The sequence below is a fragment of the Streptomyces djakartensis genome (assembly GCF_014651075.1).
Classification (GTDB): domain Bacteria; phylum Actinomycetota; class Actinomycetes; order Streptomycetales; family Streptomycetaceae; genus Streptomyces; species Streptomyces djakartensis.
The window spans coordinates 550,354-566,264 of sequence record NZ_BMWE01000001.1 but is presented as its reverse complement, the minus strand read 5'-3'; the positions used below and the strand labels follow the sequence as shown (position 1 = coordinate 566,264).

The following is a 15,911-nucleotide window of genomic DNA, read 5'->3' as shown; positions in this document are numbered from 1 at the left end:
TGAACTGGACCTCCCTAGAGGCGGCTGTCCGGGACAGGCCTTCCCACAGGCCTTCCCAGATCAACCCTACGACCGCAGGGGGTGCCTTCTGCGGGTCATTCGCATGTTGGACACGACTTTGGGCCGATCAAACACCTTGACCTGTATGCCGGAAGTTTCATGAATTGAGGTACGTCAGCACGGCGAGGACCCTGCGGTGGTCCCCGTCGCTCTGGGACAGCCCCAGCTTCAGGAAGATGTTGCTGACGTGCTTCTCGACCGCTCCGTCGCTGACCACGAGCTGCCGGGCGATCGCCGAGTTCGTCCGCCCCTCGGCCATCAGCCCCAGCACCTCCCGCTCGCGTGGGGTGAGCCCCGCCAGCACGTCCTGCTTACGGCTGCGGCCCAGCAGCTGTGCCACCACCTCCGGGTCCAGGGCCGTACCGCCCTCGGCCACGCGCACCACCGCGTCGACGAACTCCCGCACCTCCGCCACCCGGTCCTTCAGCAGATAGCCGACGCCCCGGCTGGACCCCGCGAGCAGCTCCGTGGCGTAGCGCTCCTCCACGTACTGCGACAGCACCAGCACACCCAGACCCGGATGCGCCTTGCGCAGCTGCACCGCCGCCCGTACGCCTTCGTCGGTGTGGGTCGGCGGCATCCGCACATCGGCCACCACGACATCCGGCAGCATCGCCTGCGCGTCCAGCTCCGCGATGGTCTTGATCAGTGCCTCGCCGTCCCCGACCCCGGCGACGACCTCGTGCCCCCGGTCGGTCAGCAGCCGGGTCAGGCCCTCCCTGAGCAGCACTGAGTCCTCGGCGATGACCACCCGCACCCTGTCCTCCACGATGTTCCGGCTCCCCACAGCCCCACGCCGCCCGTCCGCGGCCCACAACGGCTCCGCGCCCACCCGTGCGACGGGTTCAGCATTTCAGGATCGGGGGGCGGATGGGGGAGAGACCGGTTTCTCGTCCGACCGCGTCGGTGGGGGAGGGGGGGAGAGGGGAGGGGGAGGCCGGGGACCAGGGGGCCAGGGAGGAACCCGCCGGCCGGGTTACAGGGGCACAGCCCCCGCATCAACCCCCCGAGCGGAGGTCACCGCGCATGAGCCCCCCGCCACGGCAGCTCCGCGGTCACCCGGGTCGGCCCGCCCGCCGGAGAGTCCACCACCAGGATCCCGTCCACCGCGCCGAGCCGCTCCGCCAGCCCCGCGAGCCCGGACCCCTCGGACACCTCGGCCCCACCCACACCGTTGTCCACGACCTGCAGCATCAGCCGGTTCTCCGCCCGCCACACCTCCACGCCCGCCCAGGTCGCCCGGGCGTGCTTGCTGATGTTCTGCAGCAGCTCCGACACCGTGAAGTACGCGATCCCCTCGATCGCCGGCGCCGGCCGCTCCGCCAGATCGACCTCCACCCGCACCGGCACCGTGCACCGCGACGCCACCGCCGACAGCGCCGCGTCCAGCCCCCGGTCCGTCAGCACCGCCGGATGGATCCCCCGGGCCAGGTCCCGCAGCTCCTGAAGCGCCGTCTTCACCTCACCGTGCGCCTCGTCCACCATCCGCGCGGCCGCGTCCGGATCCTCCTGGAGCTTCTCCCTCGCCAGCCCCAGATCCATGGCCAGCGCCACCAGCCGGGCCTGCGCCCCGTCGTGGAGGTCCCGCTCGATGCGCCGCAGGTCGGCGGCGGCCGTGTCGACGACGACCCCGCGGTCCGACTCCAGCTCCACCATCCGCGAGACCAGCCGCGACGGGCCGAGCAGCCCGTGCACCAGCAGCCGGTCCACCGTCGTCAGCGCCCGCACGATCCACGGCGTGGCGATCGTGAACAGCAGACCCACCAGCGCGGTCACCGCGATCTCGAACGGGTTGTCGAGATAGACCTGGTGCGTCTCGTCGCCGTACAGCTGGATCCCGTCCTGCCCGGCATGCATCGGCAGCACCCAGAACCACAGCGGGTACGTCAGCAGCCCCCACCCCAGCACCCACACGTTCACGGTGACGACGAACGAGATCACCGCCCAGGGCAGATACAGCACCGAGTACAGCAGGGCCCGCCACGAGGCGCCGCTCCCCAGAACCGCACCCATCCAGGCCATGGCGCCCGGCTTCCTCGTCCGCAGCGGCTCCGGCTCGGCCACCTGAAGTCCCAGCAGCGCCCGGGCCCGCATCCGCTCCAGCCCCCCCGAAGCCACGGCATCCCGCCAGCGCGGCCGCCAGCACCGGTACCCCGAGGAACGTCACCAGCAGCCCCGCCCCGAGCGACACCATCGTCACCGCGTAGACGAACAGCAGGATGCCGACCGGCAGGCCGAGCAGCACATGACCGAGCTCGCGCCAGGTGCGGCCCTCGACCGGCGCCCGCAGCGCGGCGGGCAGCACGTGCCGCCGCCCGGTGCTCCCGGCGAACCCGGGCCCGCCGTCGAGCCCGTACCCCTGTCCGTACTCCGTGGCCATCGGCGTCGTCCCTCTCCTCGTCCCGCGGCTGTGCTCCCGTACCTCCACCCTGCTCCGCCGCAGGCCGGCGGACCATGGAGTCCGTCGGCGTCTTGAACCGGGGGTTTTCCCTACCCAGGGGCCCCCGACCGGTCGCGCCAGGGCAGTTCTGCCGTGACCGTCGTCGGGCCGCCCTCGGGCGACTCCAGGACGAACAGTCCGTCGACGGCGTCCAGCCGCTCGGCCAGGCCCCTCATCCCCGTACCGCCGTCGAGACTCGCGCCCCCACGGCCGTCGTCCCACACCTGGATGAGCAGCCGGTCGGCGGTGTGCCACACCTCCACCGACGCCGACCGCGCCCCGCTGTGCTTGCTGACGTTCTGCAGCAGCTCCGAGACGGTGAAGTAGGCGATGCCCTCGATGGCCGCGGCCGGGCGCGCCGGCAGGTCGACCGTCACCTTGACCGGGACCGTGCAGCGGGTGGCGACCGAGGACAGCGCCGCGTCCAGCCCCCGGTCCGTCAGCACCGCCGGGTGGATGCCGCGCGCCAGGTCACGCAGCTCCTGGAGCGCCAGCTTCACCTCGCCGTGCGCCTCCGCGACCATCGCCGCCGCCGCGTCGGGATCCTCCAGCACCTTCTCCTTGGCCAGCCCCAGCCCCATCGCCAGATTGACCAGCCGGGCCTGCGCCCCGTCGTGCAGATCCCGCTCGATGCGCCGCAGGTCGGCGGCGGCCGTGTCGACCACGACCCCCCGGTCCGACTCCAGCTCGGCGATGCGCCGCTCCAGCTCGTCGGAGGGCGACAGCAGCCCGCGCACCATGGCCCGGTCGGCGTTGGTCAGGCCCCGCGCGAGGAACGGCAGCACCGGCCACAACACGAACAGCGAGGTCAGCGTCACGGAGAAGGTGAGAACACCCCACGGCAGCCGTATGAACTCGTACAGCACCGCACGCCAGCCCACCGGGTCCTTCAGCGACATCCACAACCAGGGGAGGACACCGCCCGAGCCGCGCAGCGGCAGCCGGCTCGGCTCGTCCACCCGCACCCCGAGCAGCGCCCTGGCCCGCGCCCGCTCCACCCTGCCCAGCTGACGCGCCCCCAGGAGCCCGGCCGCGAGCAGCGGGAACCCGACCACCGTGATGGTCAGCCCCAAGCTGGTGAACAGCACCGTCATGACATAGGTGAAGCCGATCAGCGCGGCCGGAAGGTTCGCCAGCAGGTGCGCGATCTCCTTCCAGGTGTGCGGGTCGTAGGCGAGACGGGGCGGCGGCGGGCGGTCGTCCTGCCCGGCCGCCCACGCGGCCGCGCTCGCGCCGGGCGACGGGATACGTTCGGTCATAGGCGTCAGCGTGCCGGGCGGCGGGCTGCCGCGCCATGAGGCGGACCGCCTGCATCGACTGGGGAAAACCCCACCCCCGCACACCGGCCGCGCAACGGGCTGCTTACCCTGCCTTTATCAGGGCCTAGACTCCCGTGCGTACAGATCGTCGAACGGCGGCGTCCGTGGTACCCGGCCGGACCAGGGAGCCGCGAGAGGGTCGCAGGATCCAGTCCGAGTTTCAGGGAGCGAGGGACGGACGTGCCGGAACCGACCGTCGTCACCACGACCGTCGTCGCGGCGGACTACTTCCAGTCCTATTCGGTCGTCGGACTGCTCGCCGTCGTCGGCGTGCTGTTCGTCGCCGTCGCCTTCGGGGCCGGCCGCCTGCTGCGGCCCGTGGTCCCCACCCCCGAGAAGCTCCTGACGTACGAGTGCGGCGTCGACCCCGTCGGCGAGGGCTGGGCCCACACCCAGGTCCGCTACTACGTCTACGCCTTCCTGTACGTGATCTTCGCCGTCGACTCGATCTTCCTTTTCCCCTGGGCGACCGTCTTCGCCGCCCCCGGCTACGGCGCGGCCACCCTGGTGGAGATGTTCATCTTCCTCGGCTTCCTGGCCGTGGGCCTGCTCTACGCATACAAGAAGGGCGTCCTGTCATGGACGTGAACCCCTCGGTGTCCGAGCCTGTTCTGCTGCCCGAGCCCAAGCGGCTCGGAGCCCTCGCACGCCTCGCCCCCGAGCCGATGAAGGTGGTCCTCAACTGGGGCCGCCGCTACTCCCTCTGGGTCTTCAACTTCGGCCTCGCCTGCTGCGCGATCGAGTTCATCGCCGCGTCGATGGCCCGCCACGACTTCATCCGCCTCGGCGTCATCCCGTTCGCGCCGGGCCCGCGCCAGGCCGACCTGATGGTGGTGTCCGGCACGGTCACCGACAAGATGGCGCCCGCGGTCAAACGCCTCTACGAGCAGATGCCGGAGCCCAAGTACGTCATCTCCTTCGGCGCCTGCAGCAACTGCGGCGGCCCGTACTGGGACTCGTACTCCGTCACCAAGGGCGTCGACCAGATCATCCCGGTGGACGTGTACGTGCCGGGCTGCCCGCCGCGCCCGGAGGCGCTGCTCCAGGGCATCCTCAAGCTCCAGGAGAAGATCGCCCGCGAGTCGCTGGGGGAGCGCTACGGCACGGACGCGACACGGCCCTCGGCGGCGGCGCTGCAGAGCGGCCTGGTGCGGCCGCCCGCCGCGGACCCGGCCGCGGGGGAGGGACGATGAGCACGGTCGGCTGGCTGCCCGCCGACGCCGGGGAACTCTTCGGCACGGACGCCACGGCCGAGGAGTCGTACGAGGTCCTGACGGTCGACGTACCCCCGGCGAGCTGGATCTCCGCCCTCGAGACCGCCCGTGACCGGCTCGGCTGCACCTACTTCGACTGGCTGAGCGCGGTCGACGAACCGGGCACGGGCTTCCGCGTCACGGCACACGTAGCGGCTCTGTCGCCCCTGCGGCGTCTCCTGCTGCGTACGACGGTCCCGCACGAGGCCGCCGCGCTGCCCTCGGCGGTCGGTGTCTACGCGGGAGCCGCCTGGCACGAACGCGAGACCCACGAGATGTTCGGCATCACCTTCGAAGGCCACCCGGCGCTGGACCACCTGCTCCTGCCCGACAACTTCGAAGGCCACCCCCTGCGCAAGGACTTCGTCCTGGCCGCCCGGGTCGCCAAGGCCTGGCCCGGCGCGAAGGAACCCGGCGAGCCGGAACACGGCGGCCCCAAGCGCCGCCAGATGCTCCCCCCGGGCGTCCCCGACCCGAACGAGTGGGGCCCCCTCAAGGGCCAACTCCCCCCGGCCCCGGCCCGCCCGGCCCGTGGCACGGCACGCGCGGCAGGCGAACGCCCGGCCCGGGGCGCGGCACGCCCGGCGGGGGAGCGCCCGGTGCGGCGGACTCGCTCGGCGGCGGAAGGCTCAGCCAGCCAGGCCACCACCGGCGACGAGCCCACCACCGCTCCGGCAGCCCCACGCCGCACCCGGTCCGCCGCGGAGGGGTCCGCGAGTCAGTCCGCGCCCGGCGAGCGGGCTGCCGGGGCTCCGGAGGGTCCGCGTCGTGCCCGGTCGGCGGCGGAGGGGTCGGTGAGTCAGTCCGCGGCTGAGGACACGTCGGACGCGACCCCGGCCACCCCACGGCCTGCCCGCACGGCGGCGGACGGCTCGGCGAGCCGGCGGCTCACCGGCGCCGAGTCCCCGACCTCGGACACCGAGTCCCCGACCTCGGACACCGAGTCCCCGACCTCGGACACCGAGTCCCCGACGAACGGTTCCGACTCGGCACCCGCCGGCTCCGACTCGGCACCGACCGGCTCCAAGTCCCCGGCGGCCGGTTCCGACCGGCCTTCGCGACCCGTCCGCAGCTCGGATGCCCCCTGGCACCACGCTCGCCCGGCCTTCGGCGAGCCGGTGCCCGAACCGGTGCCCGAACCGGCGCCCGAGGGCGGACCGGTGCCTCCTCCCGCACCCGCAGATGACTCCGGGGGCGAGAAGACCCCTGAGGCAGGCGGGGCGGAGCAGACCCCTGAGGTCCGCGAAAATCCCGGGAACCCGGCGGACGACCGCGACCCCGGCACGGACACCCCCGATGACCCCACAGGAGGCCCGCGGTGAACGACGCGCTCGACGTCACCCTGCGACTCCTGATCGTCTTCGTCGTCTTCCTCACCTTCCCCCTGGTCATCGGCCAGACCGAACACAAGGTGATGGCCCACATGCAGGGCCGCCTCGGCCCCATGTACGCCGGCGGTTTCCACGGCTGGGCCCAGCTGGTCGCCGACGGCGTGAAGTTCGCGCAGAAGGAGGACATCGTCCCCGCGGGCGCCGACCGCCGCATCTTCCAACTGGCTCCCGCCGTCGCCCTCCTGCCCTACCTCCTCGTCCTGCTGGCCATTCCCATCGGCCCGGGCGAGGGAGCCGTCGGCCAGGTCATCGACGCGGGCGTCTTCTTCGTGCTGGCCGTCATGGGCGTCGGCGTCCTCGGCTCGCTGATGGCCGGCTGGGCGTCCGCGAACAAGTTCTCCCTCCTCGGCGGCCTCCGCACCGCCGCCCAGCTCCTCGCCTACGAACTGCCGATGCTGCTGACCGCCGCCTCGGTGGCGATGGCAGCCGGCACCGTCTCCCTCCCCGGCATCGTCGACGCCTTCGAGTGGTGGTGGGTGCCGTGGCAGATCGTCGGCGCGATCGTCTTCTTCGTGGCCGGCCTCGCCGAACTCCAGCGCCCGCCCTTCGACATGCCCGTCGCCGACTCGGAGATCATCTTCGGCGCGTACACCGAGTACACCGGCCTTCGCTTCGCCCTCTTCCTCCTCGCCGAGTACGCCGGGATCGTCGTCCTGTGCGGTCTGACCACCGTCCTCTTCCTGGGCGGCTGGCACGGACCCTGGGGTGCCGACGGCCTCGGCTGGGTGTGGACCCTGCTGAAGGCAGCCGTCCTCGCCTTCCTCGTGATCTGGCTGCGCGTCACCTACCCCCGGCTTCGCGAGGACCAGCTCCAGAAACTGTCCTGGACCCTCCTCGTCCCCCTCTCCCTCGCCCAGATCGCCCTCACCGGCATCGTCAAGGTGGTGATCCAGTAACCATGGCCCCGATTCCAGGAAGTGGCCTGGCCAAGGGCCTGGCCGTCACCCTCCGCACGATGACGAAGAAGTCCGTCACCGCGCAGTACCCGGACGCCCAGCCCGACCTGCCGCCCCGCACCCGCGGCGTGATCGGCCTGTTCGAGGAGAACTGCACGGTCTGCATGCTCTGCGCCCGCGAGTGCCCGGACTGGTGCATCTACATCGACTCCCACAAGGAGACGGTCCCGGCGGCGACCCCCGGCGGCCGCGAACGCAGCCGCAACGTCCTCGACCGCTTCGCCATCGATTTCTCCCTGTGCATGTACTGCGGTATCTGCATCGAGGTCTGTCCTTTCGACGCCCTGTTCTGGTCCCCGGAGTTCGAGTACGCCGAGACCGACATCCGCGACCTCACCCACGAGCGCGACAAGCTCCGCGAGTGGATGTGGACCGTCCCCGCCCCGCCGGCCCTCGACCCCGGCGCGGAGGAACCGAAGGAACTCGCCGCGGCCCGCAAGACCGCCGACAAGCTCGCCGCGCAGCAGGTCCCGCCGGCCACCGAACCGCACGCCGACGAGCAGGCCCGGGCGGCCGAACAACCCACCCGCCCCCAGGGCGACTCCAAGCAGCAGACGGACCAGCCGAAGCCGGGACAGGAGGGCCAGGGATGACCCTCGCCGCAACCGCCGGCCTCCTCGCGGCAGGCCCGAACGCCAGGGCCGCCGCCGAGACCCACGGCTTCCTCTCCCCGACCGGCGTCGAGATCGCCTTCCTCCTGGTGGGCCTGGTCACCTTCGGCGCCGCGATCGTCACCGTCACCACCCGGCAGCTGGTGCACGCGGCGCTGTGGCTGGTGGTGGCCCTCGGTGGCCTGGCCGTCGAGTACCTCCTGCTCACCGCCGAGTTCATCGCCTGGGTGCAGGTCCTCATCTATGTCGGTTCCGTGGTCGTCCTCCTGCTGTTCGGTCTGATGCTCACCAGGGCCCCCATCGGCCGCTCCCCGGACGCCGACTCCGGCAACCGCTGGGCCGCCCTCACCGTGGCCGTCGCCGCGGCCGCCGCCCTGGTCTGGGTCGTCGTCGACGCCTTCCGCACGACCTGGATCGACCTGGACGGCCCCGCCGCCGGTTCCACCGAGGCCACCGGCGCGAGCCTCTTCCAGAACTGGGTCCTCCCCTTCGAGGCCCTTTCCGTCCTCCTCCTCGCCGCCCTGGTGGGCGCGATCGTCCTGTCCCGCAAGGCGAAGGCCGAGGCGGCGACCGCCGCCGACAGCACCCCGGCCACCCGGAGCCGGACGGACCGGAGCGAGACGGACCGGAGCGAGAAGGAAGGGACCCGCTGATGCACCTCGCCTATCCCGCCGTGCTCTCCGCCCTCCTGTTCTGTACGGGCCTGTACGGCGTCCTCGCCCGCCGCAACGCGATCCTGGTCCTGATGTCGGTCGAGCTGATGCTCAACGCCGTCAACCTCAACCTGGTCGCCTTCGACGTCTGGCTGAGCAAGACAGCCGAGGAGACCCTGCACTCCGGCCAGGCCCTGACTCTGTTCACCATCGCCATCGCGGCCGCCGAGATCGGCATCGGCCTGGCGATCGTCCTCGCCGTCCACCGCAACCGCGGCACCTCGGACATCGACCGGCTCCGCGACACCGCCGAGCGGCACGACACCGACGGCCCCGACCACGACGCCGTCACGGCCGGAGAGACCGAGAAGGCTGAGGCCACCGCGTGACCACGACCACCCTCGCCGTCCTCGTCCCCCTCCTGCCGTTCCTCGCCGCTGCCGCCGGTCTGCTCCTGGGCCGCACGGCACCCGGCTTCGTCCGTCCCCTCGCCGTCCTGCCGACGCTGACCTCCCTGGTACTCGCCGTGCTGGTCGCCGTACGCCAGGGCGGTGACCAGGCCGTCAACTCGGCGACGGAGCTCACGCCCACCGGCTCGGTCCCGATCGAACTCGCCCTGCACATCGACGGCTTCGCCGCGCTCGTCGCCGTCCTCGTCGGCCTCGTCGCCTCCTGCGTGCAGATCTACTCGACGGGCTACCTGCGCGACGACCCGCGCTACCCCTCGTACGCCGCCCTCGTCTCCCTCTTCACCTCCGCGATGTTCCTGGTCGTCTACTCCGGCGACCTGATCGTGCTGCTGGTCGGCTGGGAAGTCATGGGCATCTGCTCCTACTTCCTGGTCGGCCACTACTGGGAGACCCCGGAGGCCCGCGCCGCCTCCCTCAAGGCCTTCCTGGTCACCAAGCTCGGCGACGTCCCCTTCCTCATCGGCCTGTTCGCCCTCGCCACCGACGCCGGCTCCTTCCGCATCACGAAGGTCCTCGGCACGGTCGTCAGCGGCGGACTCGACCATCCGACGCTGATCGCCCTGCTGCTCCTCGCGGGCGTGGCCGGCAAGTCGGCGCAGTTCCCCCTGCACACCTGGCTCCCCGACGCGATGGCGGGCCCGACCCCCGTCTCCGCGCTGATCCACGCCGCGACGATGGTCGCCGCCGGTGTCTACTTCATCGCCCGCCTCCTTCCGGTGTTCGAGGCCTCCCAGGCCGCGATGGCCGTCCTCGCCGTCATGGCCGCCGTCACGATGATCGGCTCGGGGCTCGCAGCGCTCGCCCAGGACGACATCAAACGCGTTCTCGCCTACTCGACGATCGGGCAGCTCGGCTACATGACCGGAGCGCTCGCCGTCGGCGACCGCGGAGCCGCCGTCTTCCACCTCCTGTCCCACGGCGCCTTCAAGGCGCTGCTGTTCCTCGCGGCCGGCGCCGTCATCCACGCCGCCGGCACCAACTCCCTCGCCGCGATGTCCCGCATGCGGAACCTGCGCCACCGTGTCCCCGACGCCTTCTGGACCATGACCGTGGCACTGCTCGCGCTCGCCGCGATCCCGCCCTTCAGCGGCTTCTTCTCCAAGGAGGCAGTGCTGGGCGCCTCCGAGCACGTCGTCGACGGACACACCGAGCACGCCCCCGCCACCGCGGGCTGGATCGTCCTCGTCGCCGGTCTCGTCACGGCCCTGCTCACCGCCGCCTACGCGACGCGCCTGTGGCTGCTCGCCTTCCGCGGCCGTGGCGCCGAAGCCCCCGACCACGGCAGGCAGCCGCTGACCATGACCGTCGTGCTCTGGGTGCTGGCTATCCCCTCCCTGGCCTTCGGCGGATTCGCGTTCCGCCTGCTGCCGGACTGGTTCGACGGCCGCGACCTCGGCCCGACGCTCACCACCTCCGTGCTCGGTACGGGCGTGGCCCTGGCCGGCGGCATCGTCACCTACGGAGCCTGGCGGCACACCACCGCTCTCGCCGCCCGCGTCCCGCTGGGTGCGGTCGCCGCCCACCCGGAGGGGGACGCCGCCCGGGTCGAGGCCGAGGCCATCGCCACCCACAAGCCGGCCTACGGCGACATCGCCCACGCCCAGGACCCCGCCGACCCCGGACGGCTGCTGCTGGGCCCACTGCACCGCCACGCGGCCGCCGGCTTCCACCTGGACGCCGTGTACAGGGTCCTCCTCGTCCGCCCGGTCCAGGCCGGAGCGCGCCTCGTCCGGTTCCTCGACCGCGAGGTCGTCGAGACCTACGTACGGGGTGCGGGGGTGCTGCCCCGCTGGCTCGGCGCCGCCGTACGGCGCGCCCAGACCGGCAACGTCCAGACCTATGTGAGCGCGCTGCTCGCCGGCACCGTCGTCCTCGCGGTCGCCGCCGTCCTCGTCGCCACGGGAGCGTGAGCAGGCGTGATCGATATCAACGAGTCCGTGATGCAGTTCCTTCTGGCGTTCATCGTCGTCGGTCCGCTCCTCGGCGCCGTAGCGGCTCTGCTGCCCGCCCCGCCCGGACTGAGGGGGAAGTCACCCGAGCAGGCCGTGCTCCGGCACGGGATCACCGTCACCGGCGCCGTCCTCATCGCGGCGATCGTCCTCGCGCTCGGCTTCGACCACGACCAGCCGTCGAAGATGCAGGCCAGCACGGACATCAGCTGGATCCCCGCACTCGACGTGCGCATCCACCTCGGCATCGACGGCATCTCCCTCCCCCTTCTGGTCCTGACCGCGCTGCTGACCTTCCTCTGCGCGCTCTACTCGTACTTCAAGATGCCTGCGGGGCCGGGCCCGAAGGCCTTCGTCGCCCTGCTGCTCGTCCTCGAGTCCGGCATGCTGGCGACCTTCGCCGTCCTCGACCTGCTGCTGTTCTTCCTCGCCTTCGAGATGGTCCTCATCCCGATGTACTTCCTCATCGCCCGCTGGGGCGGCGAGGGCCGGAGCCAGGCCGCGTGGCGGTTCATCCTCTACACGCTGCTCGGCTCCGTGGTCATGCTGCTCGGCCTGCTCCTGATCGGAATCAAGGCGGGCACGTTCGACATGATGGCACTGGCCACTGACAACGGCCGGTCACTGACCGCATCGGTGCAGGTCATCGCCGTTCTGGCGATCGGGATCGGGCTCGCGGTCAAGACGCCGATGTGGCCCCTGCACAGCTGGCTGCCCGACGCCCACACCGCCGCGCCGACCGTCGGCTCGGTCCTCCTGGCCGGTGTCCTGCTGAAGATGGGTACGTACGGGTTCGTCCGGATCCTGCTCCCCATAGCGCCGGACGGCTTCCGCACCTTCGCCCCCTACCTCGCGGCCCTGGCCGTCGTCGGCATCATCTACGGATCCCTCGCCTGCCTGGCCCTCGCCGAGCAGGGCGCGAAAGGCGACCTCAAGCGCCTCATCGCCTACTCCTCCGTCGGCCACATGGGCTTCGTGCTGCTCGGCATCGCCACCATGACCCCTACCGGTGTGAACGGCGCCCTGTTCGCCAACATCGCCCACGGCCTGATCACCGGCCTGCTCTTCTTCCTGGTCGGCGCGCTGAAGGACCGCACCGGCACCACCGACCTGGACACCCTCGCCGAGGAGACCGGCGCCGCCCTCTACGGCAGGGCGCCGCGTCTCGGCGGCCTGCTCGCCTTCGCCGCGGTGGCCTCGCTCGGTCTGCCGGGCCTGGCCGGGTTCTGGGGCGAGATGCTGGCCCTGTTCGGCGCGTTCCAGCCCGCCGAGGGCCTCAGCCGCCCCGCCTTCCTCACCTTCATGGCGATCGGCGCGTTCGGGACGCTGCTGACGGCCGCGTACCTGCTGATCGTGGTCCGCCGCGTCTGCATGGGAGCCCTGCCCCAGGACGCCCCGGCACTCCCTGACGTCCGCTCGTATGAGTTCGCGGCCTGGACCCCGCTCGTCGCCCTCACCGTCGTCGCGGGCCTCTGGCCCAGGGCCCTGCTCGGCCTGAGCGACCCGGCCGTCCAGCAGCTCCTCGCAGGAGGCACCCGATGAGCTCCCCGGCCCAGCCCCTGGCCGCGTCACTGGTCCAGTCCGTCGACTGGCTCGCGATCGCGCCGCCCACCATCGCGGCGGTCGTCGGACTCGTCGTCCTGGTCGCCGACCTGTTCGTCGCCGAGCACCGGAAGCCGCTGCTCGGCTGGGTGTCGGTCGCGGGACTCGCCGCCGCCACGGCCATGCTGCTGCCCCTCCTGGGCGGTGACCGCAGCACCTTCTGCCTGACCGGCGACGCCGCCGTCTGCAGCTACACGGCCGACCGCTTCACCCTGGTCATCCAGTTCCTGGTCCTCGGCGGCGCCCTCCTCGCCGCCCTGCTGTCGGTCACCGCCCTGAAGGACGCCCGCAAGGAGCTCCCCGAAGGGGAGTACTGGTTCCTGCTGCTGTCCTCCGCGGCCGGCGCCGCCCTGCTGCCCGCCTCCCGCGACCTCGCGACCTTGATCGTCGCCCTCGAGGTGGCCTCCCTTCCGGCGTTCGCCCTGGTCGGCCTCAGGCACGGCGACCGGAAGTCCTCCGAAGCGGCTCTGAAGTTCTTCCTGTCCTCGGTCACCGCCACGGCGGTCAGCCTCATGGGCATCAGCTTCGTGTACGCCTCCACCGGCACCCTCTACCTCACCGAGGTCGCCGACCGCATCCAGACCGTCGACGGGCAACTCCACACCCTCGCCCAGACCGGCGTCGTCCTCACCCTCGTCGGCTTCGCCTTCAAGACGGCCGCCGTGCCCTTCCACTTCTGGGTGCCCGACACCTACGTGGGCGCCCCCCTCCCGATCGCCGCCTACCTGTCGGTCATCGGCAAGGCGGTCGGCTTCAGCGGTCTGATCCTCGTCACGGTCGTCGCCCTCCCGTCGTACGCCGACGTCTGGGGGCCCGCCCTCGCCGCCCTGGCCGCGCTGACCATGACCGTCGGCAACGCCGCAGCGCTGCGCCAGCAGGCAACGCGCGCGCACAGCGCGGTCCGCCTGCTCGCCTGGTCCTCCGTCGGCCAGGCCGGCTACCTCCTGGTCCCCATCGCGGCCGCCGCGTACTCCGGGGACGCCGAGAAGTCGATCGGCTCCACCGTCGCCTACGCCCTCATGTACGGCGCCGTGAACCTGGGCGCCTTCGCCGTGGCCGCCCTCGTCGGCCGCACGAAGCCCCTCAACCGCGTCGCCGACTACCGCGGCCTGTACGCGTCCAGCCCCCTGTCCGCACTGCTCCTGGCGTTCTTCCTGCTCTGCCTCGCCGGGCTGCCGCCGGGCGTCATCGGCCTCTTCGCCAAGGTCACCGTCTTCTCGGCGGCCGTCGACGCCGGCCTCGGCTGGCTGGCCGTGATCATGGCCGTCAACGTCGTGATCGCGCTGTTCTACTACCTCCAGTGGACGGCGCTGCTCTTCCGCGCCGCCCCCGAGGGCGAACCGGCGAAGCACCGCGTCCCCGCCCCCCTCACCGCCGCGATCGCCCTGACGGGCGTCCTCGGCATCGCCCTCTCAGGGGCGCCCCAGCTGGTCCTGCGCTTCACCGACACCGGGCTCTTCTAGAACGACCGCACGCGCTCCACCGAACCAGGGACCACCGTCTTCCGGCCGCTTTCACCACGCGCGCTGGGGCACTCGCCTCCCACGCGCGCGTTGCGCCTTCCGGCGTCCTCACCCGTAAGGCCCACACCGGCGCCGCTCGCACAAGGGAACTAGCGCCTCCCGCCTGGCGTTGACCAGTACGGGAGGGTCCACTGGACGTAGCACAGCGGCACCAGTGGCACCGCAGATCGCAAGCAAGGGTCCCCCTGCCGCACCACTTGGAGGGCGTACCGTGCACCGCCGGCACAACGGGCTCAGGACCGCAGTCCTCCTCGGGGGACTGTCCGCCATCATCATCGTCATCGGCAGCTTCTTCGGCCGCACGGGGCTCGTCATCGCCGTACTGGTAGCGCTGGCCACCAACGCGTACGCCTACTGGAACAGTGACAAACTGGCCCTCCGCGCGATGCGCGCCCGCCCGGTGAGCGAGTTCGAGGCCCCGGCGCTGTACCGCATGGTCCGCGAGCTCTCCACCCAGGCCCGCCAGCCCATGCCGCGCCTGTACATCTCGCCGACGGAGGCGCCCAACGCGTTCGCCACCGGCCGCAACCCGCGCAACGCCGCCGTGTGCTGCACAGAAGGAATCCTGCGCCTCCTGGACGAACGCGAACTGCGCGGGGTCATCGGACACGAACTCAGCCACGTCTACAACCGGGACATCCTCATCTCGTCGGTCGCCGGCGCCCTCGCGTCCGTGATCATGTTCCTGGTCAACTTCGCCTGGCTGATCCCGATCGGCCGCTCCGACGACGATGACGGCCCCGGCCTGCTCGGCATGCTGCTGATCATGATCCTGGGCCCGCTCGCCGCCTCGCTCATCCAACTGGCCATCAGCCGCTCCCGCGAGTACCAGGCGGACGCGTCCGGCGCCCACCTCACCGGTGACCCGCTCGCCCTGGCCGGCGCCCTGCGCAAGCTCGAACTCGGCACCAAGCAGCTGCCGCTGCCGCCGGAGCCGCGCATCGAGACCGCCAGCCACATGATGATCGCCAACCCGTTCCGGCCCGGCCAGGGTCTCTCGAAGATGTTCTCCACGCACCCGCCGATGGCGGACCGCATCGCCCGGCTCGAGAAGATGGCAGGTGGGAACCAATGAAGACTGTCCTGAACGTCATATGGCTCGTCCTGAGCGGCTTTTGGCTGTTCCTCGCCTACATGGCCGCGGGCCTGCTCCTCTGCGTCACCATCATCGGTATCCCGTTCGGCATCGCGGCGTTCCGCATCGGCGTCTACGCCCTGTGGCCCTTCGGGTACACCACGGTCGAACGGAGTGACGCGGGCGCGCCGTCCTGCGTCGGCAACGTCCTGTGGCTGGTGCTCGCGGGCTGGTGGCTGGCCCTCGGCCACATCGCCACCGGCCTCGCCCTGTGCATCACGATCATCGGGATCCCGCTCGGCGTCGCCAACTTCAAGCTCATCCCGGTCTCACTGCTGCCGCTGGGCCGCGACATCGTACGGACGGACGAGCCGTTCGCCGTGCGCTGACGGCGGGCCGACGCGGCCCGTCTCGCAGGGCCGACACACCTGGCACTGCACGATCCCGGGTCAGTCCCGGGTCTCCGCAGTCCCGGGTCTCCACAGCCCACGGTTTATCCACAGGCCGGCACGGCTGTCAGCGGTGGCCCGCATCATGAACCCATGACCGCGACCGAGCAGTTGCCGACACGAGTAACGACCGGGACCCACAACACCCGCGCCCGTGACA

Annotated in this window: 14 protein-coding genes and 1 pseudogene; 12 read left to right on the top strand and 3 right to left on the bottom strand. The window is 71.6% G+C overall.

The genetic code is table 11. The features are described from left to right. Positions 1-157: 157 nt before the first annotated feature. The 3 genes and pseudogenes from IE212_RS02645 to IE212_RS02635 form a co-directional block, all read right to left on the bottom strand. On the bottom strand, positions 158-817 hold the full coding sequence (locus IE212_RS02645; protein ID WP_308430170.1) for a response regulator transcription factor: 660 nt from the start codon (positions 815-817) through the stop codon (positions 158-160). A gap of 260 nt (positions 818-1,077) precedes the next feature. Beyond that, positions 1,078-2,440, bottom strand: a pseudogene (locus IE212_RS02640) (sensor histidine kinase). 110 nt (positions 2,441-2,550) lie between these two features. Next, positions 2,551-3,759 (bottom strand): sensor histidine kinase, encoded by a 1,209-nt coding sequence (locus IE212_RS02635; protein ID WP_190195990.1) that lies wholly within the window; start codon positions 3,757-3,759, stop codon positions 2,551-2,553. A 240-nt stretch (positions 3,760-3,999) separates the two neighbouring features. Between IE212_RS02635 and IE212_RS02630 the strand changes: the two genes are divergently transcribed. The 12 genes from IE212_RS02630 to IE212_RS02575 all read left to right on the top strand — a co-directional run bounded on the left by IE212_RS02630 (position 4,000) and on the right by IE212_RS02575 (position 15,691). Beyond that, entirely contained in the window at positions 4,000-4,407 is a 408-nt protein-coding gene (locus IE212_RS02630; RefSeq protein WP_190195989.1) for an NADH-quinone oxidoreductase subunit A, read from the top strand. Next, positions 4,398-5,012 (top strand): NADH-quinone oxidoreductase subunit B, encoded by a 615-nt coding sequence (locus tag IE212_RS02625; RefSeq protein ID WP_190195988.1) that lies wholly within the window; start codon positions 4,398-4,400, stop codon positions 5,010-5,012. Before IE212_RS02630 ends, IE212_RS02625 begins: the two co-directional genes overlap by 10 nt. Next, positions 5,009-6,394, top strand: coding sequence for an NADH-quinone oxidoreductase subunit C (locus IE212_RS02620; protein ID WP_190195987.1), 1,386 nt, complete (start codon positions 5,009-5,011; stop codon positions 6,392-6,394). The genes IE212_RS02625 and IE212_RS02620 overlap by 4 nt, the downstream gene beginning before the upstream one ends. After that, positions 6,391-7,359 (top strand): complex I subunit 1/NuoH family protein, encoded by a 969-nt coding sequence (locus tag IE212_RS02615; RefSeq protein ID WP_190195986.1) that lies wholly within the window; start codon positions 6,391-6,393, stop codon positions 7,357-7,359. The genes IE212_RS02620 and IE212_RS02615 overlap by 4 nt, the downstream gene beginning before the upstream one ends. Positions 7,360-7,361: 2 nt before the next feature. Beyond that, a complete protein-coding gene (locus IE212_RS02610; RefSeq protein ID WP_190195985.1) occupies positions 7,362-8,012 on the top strand; it encodes a 4Fe-4S binding protein in 651 nt (216 codons plus the stop codon). Continuing rightward, entirely contained in the window at positions 8,009-8,683 is a 675-nt protein-coding gene (locus tag IE212_RS02605) for an NADH-quinone oxidoreductase subunit J family protein (RefSeq protein WP_190195984.1), read from the top strand. Before IE212_RS02610 ends, IE212_RS02605 begins: the two co-directional genes overlap by 4 nt. After that, entirely contained in the window at positions 8,683-9,072 is a 390-nt protein-coding gene (gene nuoK / locus IE212_RS02600) for an NADH-quinone oxidoreductase subunit NuoK (protein ID WP_190195983.1), read from the top strand. The genes IE212_RS02605 and nuoK overlap by 1 nt, the downstream gene beginning before the upstream one ends. Beyond that, on the top strand, positions 9,069-11,063 hold the full coding sequence (locus IE212_RS02595) for an NADH-quinone oxidoreductase subunit 5 family protein (RefSeq protein WP_190195982.1): 1,995 nt from the start codon (positions 9,069-9,071) through the stop codon (positions 11,061-11,063). Before nuoK ends, IE212_RS02595 begins: the two co-directional genes overlap by 4 nt. Before the next feature lie 6 nt (positions 11,064-11,069). Continuing rightward, entirely contained in the window at positions 11,070-12,644 is a 1,575-nt protein-coding gene (locus IE212_RS02590; protein ID WP_190195981.1) for a complex I subunit 4 family protein, read from the top strand. Next, positions 12,641-14,167: an NADH-quinone oxidoreductase subunit N gene (locus IE212_RS02585; RefSeq protein WP_190195980.1), complete on the top strand. Its 1,527-nt coding sequence runs from the start codon at positions 12,641-12,643 to the stop codon at positions 14,165-14,167. The genes IE212_RS02590 and IE212_RS02585 overlap by 4 nt, the downstream gene beginning before the upstream one ends. Before the next feature lie 271 nt (positions 14,168-14,438). Next, entirely contained in the window at positions 14,439-15,302 is an 864-nt protein-coding gene (gene htpX / locus IE212_RS02580) for a zinc metalloprotease HtpX (RefSeq protein ID WP_190195979.1), read from the top strand. Further along, entirely contained in the window at positions 15,299-15,691 is a 393-nt protein-coding gene (locus IE212_RS02575) for a YccF domain-containing protein (protein ID WP_190195978.1), read from the top strand. Before htpX ends, IE212_RS02575 begins: the two co-directional genes overlap by 4 nt. Positions 15,692-15,911: the final 220 nt, after the last annotated feature.

Bases quoted from the DNA above. Each gene is read 5' to 3' on its own strand.
- IE212_RS02635 (WP_190195990.1), bottom strand. From the start codon at position 3,759: ATGACCGAACGTATCCCGTCGCCCGGCGCGAGCGCGGCCGCGTGGGCG.
- IE212_RS02625 (WP_190195988.1), top strand. From the start codon at position 4,398: ATGGACGTGAACCCCTCGGTGTCCGAGCCTGTTCTGCTGCCCGAGCCC.
- IE212_RS02620 (WP_190195987.1), top strand. From the start codon at position 5,009: ATGAGCACGGTCGGCTGGCTGCCCGCCGACGCCGGGGAACTCTTCGGC.
- IE212_RS02610 (WP_190195985.1), top strand. From the start codon at position 7,362: ATGGCCCCGATTCCAGGAAGTGGCCTGGCCAAGGGCCTGGCCGTCACC.
- IE212_RS02605 (WP_190195984.1), top strand. From the start codon at position 8,009: ATGACCCTCGCCGCAACCGCCGGCCTCCTCGCGGCAGGCCCGAACGCC.
- nuoK (WP_190195983.1), top strand. From the start codon at position 8,683: ATGCACCTCGCCTATCCCGCCGTGCTCTCCGCCCTCCTGTTCTGTACG.
- IE212_RS02585 (WP_190195980.1), top strand. From the start codon at position 12,641: ATGAGCTCCCCGGCCCAGCCCCTGGCCGCGTCACTGGTCCAGTCCGTC.
- IE212_RS02575 (WP_190195978.1), top strand. From the start codon at position 15,299: ATGAAGACTGTCCTGAACGTCATATGGCTCGTCCTGAGCGGCTTTTGG.